Source organism: Undibacterium sp. SXout7W, assembly GCF_049339385.1.
Taxonomy (GTDB): domain Bacteria; phylum Pseudomonadota; class Gammaproteobacteria; order Burkholderiales; family Burkholderiaceae_D; genus Undibacterium.
The window spans coordinates 1-991 of the sequence record NZ_JBMPPF010000053.1; the positions used below are offsets into that span (position 1 = coordinate 1).

Sequence of the window (991 nt, forward strand, 5' to 3'; positions counted from 1 at the left end):
GCGGTTAAAAAACTGTCTGCAAATTGATTCGGCGTCAGATAGCCAATCGAACTGTGCGGTCGTTGCTCATTATAGTCCTGACGCGATTCTTCGATGATGACCCTGGCGTAGTGCATCGATATAAACCAATGCTCATTTAAACATTCGTCCCTGAATTTGTCGTTAAAACTCTCAATGTAGCCATTTTGCTGTGGCTTGCCCAGCTCGATAAAGTGGAGCTGTACACCTTGGAGCTTTGCCGGCAAACTCAGGGCCATTATCGACCGTGATGGATTGCGGCAAACCTCGCTTTTCCGCCAGCCTTTCCAGTACGCGAACTACCCGTTGCCCTGGCAGCGAATGATTGACTTCAATCGCCAGACATTGCTTCGTAAAATCATCGACGATATTCAGACAGCGAATTCGGCGGCCGTCTAACAGACCATCTGAGACGAAGTCCATCGACCAGCTTTGATTGGGTGCGGCTGCCGGCGCTTTCCTTTCGCACCCGATGCCGACGATGCGTTTGCGTTTTCTCCTGCGCACCATCAGTCCGGCTTCCCGATATAAGCGGTAAGTATGTTTCCGATTGATTGACCAGCCATCGCGTCGCAACAGGATGTGCAGTCGCCGATAGCGTAGCGCCGTCATCAGATGCGAGACGGCAGCACGCCTGGCTTGTTGGCTCACCACTTTTGACTGACGATGTCTTTTAAGGCCGCATTGTCGATGCAGGGATTCTGCCAGCAAGCGTTTGAGTTTGGCATTTTCTGTTTCCAACGCTTTGAGTTTCTGCGCGCCTGACACAGTCATGCCGCCAAACTTGGCTTTCCAGTTATAGTAGGTCGCTTCGCTGATGCCGTGCCGGCGGCACAGATCCGCCACCTTCACGCCGACCTCCGCTTCCTTTAACACCCCAATGATTTGTGTTCCCGTAAATCGCTTTTTCATGCTGCCTCGATAGGCAAACTCTACATCTTTATCGTACTAATTTTTTTGGGGGGCGGGCCAC

At 51.8% G+C, this 991-nt stretch carries 1 pseudogene; it reads right to left on the reverse strand.

Annotation, left to right across the window (positions count from 1 at the left end):
* Window positions 1–930 (reverse strand): annotated as a pseudogene (locus ACO0LB_RS20430) (IS3 family transposase); the annotation flags it as partial.
* Window positions 931–991: the final 61 nt, after the last annotated feature.